Origin of the sequence: Leisingera sp. ANG1, assembly GCF_000203975.2 — a bacterium.
Taxonomy (GTDB): Bacteria; Pseudomonadota; Alphaproteobacteria; order Rhodobacterales; family Rhodobacteraceae; genus Leisingera.
Genome location: NZ_AFCF02000019.1, coordinates 1 through 1770 on the forward strand (window position 1 = coordinate 1; position 1770 = coordinate 1770).

The 1770-nt window shown below is 62.3% G+C and carries 1 protein-coding gene and 1 pseudogene; one reads left to right on the top strand and one right to left on the bottom strand.

Translation table 11 applies throughout. From position 1 onward, the window contains the following. Nucleotides 1-48: 48 nt before the first annotated feature. Nucleotides 49-1071 carry a replication initiator protein A gene (locus tag GC1_RS21785; protein ID WP_019294842.1) on the bottom strand — a complete coding sequence of 341 codons (1023 nt, stop codon included), beginning with the start codon at nt 1069-1071 and terminating at the stop codon, nt 49-51. A gap of 482 nt (nt 1072-1553) precedes the next feature. On the opposite strand from GC1_RS21785, the pseudogene GC1_RS21790 reads away from it, so the two are divergent. Next, nucleotides 1554-1770 (top strand): annotated as a pseudogene (locus GC1_RS21790) (AAA family ATPase); the annotation flags it as partial.

The following is a 1770-nucleotide window of genomic DNA, read 5'->3' on the forward strand; positions in this document are numbered from 1 at the left end:
GGTCTTAAATACCCAATTCCCCGGTGAGTCCCGGGGGGCGGCCGCCGCCTATTCCGCGGCGCGTTTGCGGACCCAGCCCAGAAACGCCGCATCGGGCATCCTGAGCCGCGGGCTGCCGGACCGCACCCACATGGCGCGCCATTCCGCCTCCAGCGCATAGGCATCGGCACCCGGGATCAGCGCGCGCGCCTCCTCCAGCGTCTGCGGTTTCAGGCTGGGCGCATTCAGCACCGCCTCGGTCACTGCCGTCTTCTGGCTGAAGCGGATGATATCACCCTCCAGCTCCTCCAGCGCGTAATCGGGCAAGGGCTGCGCTTCGATCATGTCGCGGATCATCTTGCGGAACACCCGGCGCGGGCTGGCGGAGCCGGATTTCTTCAGCAAGGTCTCCACCGAGACCTGCCAGCTGTTCTGCCGCCCGCAGTGTTTGCGCGCCAGTTCGTAGATCCGCCGCTCCAGGGGTTTGCGCAGGCGGAAGTAATCGCGGCTGAGCGTCAGCACCGACTTCGACAACACCGCGCGGTACAGCCAGTCCGAAAGCGTCACCGCGACGCTGACCATCTTGCCGGCACCCTTCTTGCCGGCAGGCGCCTTGCGCACGATCTCCCATTTCTCAATGAGGCCAAAGCCGGTGGTGACCTCCTTGCCGCCGGTCACGATATTGGTGGTGATGCGGGTGCCTGCGAGGCGCTCGAACGCCTCGCGCAGGCGCCGGTAGGCATCGCCGGAAGTTTCGCGGTTGCAGGCCACCAGCAGGTCATGCGCCTTCAGATGCAGCACCCGGCTCACCTGCCGCCCGGCATTCAGCGCCGCCATCAGCTGGCTGATGCAGAAGATCAGGATGTCCTTGTCATGGATCGTCGCCAGCCCCTTGACCGAAGGGGTCACAGTGATCTCGGCGCCGTTGTGCTGGTAGTTCAGAATGCGCCGGTCCGGCCGGGTGCCCAAACTGAACAGCGGATGCTCCATCGACGCCAGGTCGTTCTTGGGGATCGCCCCGAAGATATCGCAGAGGAAAAAGTCCCCCTGCCCCTCTGGCGGAATCCCTTCCGCTGTCAGCTCTGCTGCCATCTGCCTGCCCGTATCTGCTCTGCACGCCGCCGGAATTCTGCCGATCCCGTGCGACTCGTTTATCGTGGTTTTGATTACACTCACCCTAGGGTTATCCACATGCCCCCGCAACGGGGGTTCGGAATCGTCTGATCGGGGGTTCGGAGTCATTTCAACGGGGTTTCAGAGTCATCCCTCCCCCGGAATCTGCCCCGATCCCCCATGAAAAAAGGGCTTTGCGCGAGTCACGCTTCCCCTGTAACTAATAAATAACCCATATTTAACAGGGCAGAATTTTTTGCACGCCCTGAAACACCCCCGCTTTCCCCTGCCGCAACCGCTGGATTTGCTTAGAAAAACCAAGGGGGATGCGCATTTTTCTTCCATGTGCCGTGTTTTTGGGTATTCTGGTCAAAAGGCAGCACATAGGGGCTGCAGAGCAGAACCATAAGCACTTCACATGAGCTGGGCCGCAGAGGTCCAAGGACAGCAGGCAGATCCTCATGGCCAGAGATATCCACAAGGCAGGCAGCAGCCTCCCCCCCTATTTCAGCATCGACCCGGACGCCGCATTGGCAGAGCTTGATGCCCCCACCAGCACCGCAGGTTTTGCCGAGATTGCAAGCGCCTGTGCGCAAGGCCGCGCCGACCTCGCCAGCCGGGGCCTCAATGAGGAGGGCCGCAAGGAGCTGCGCCTGTTCTCCACCTGGGAGATCACCC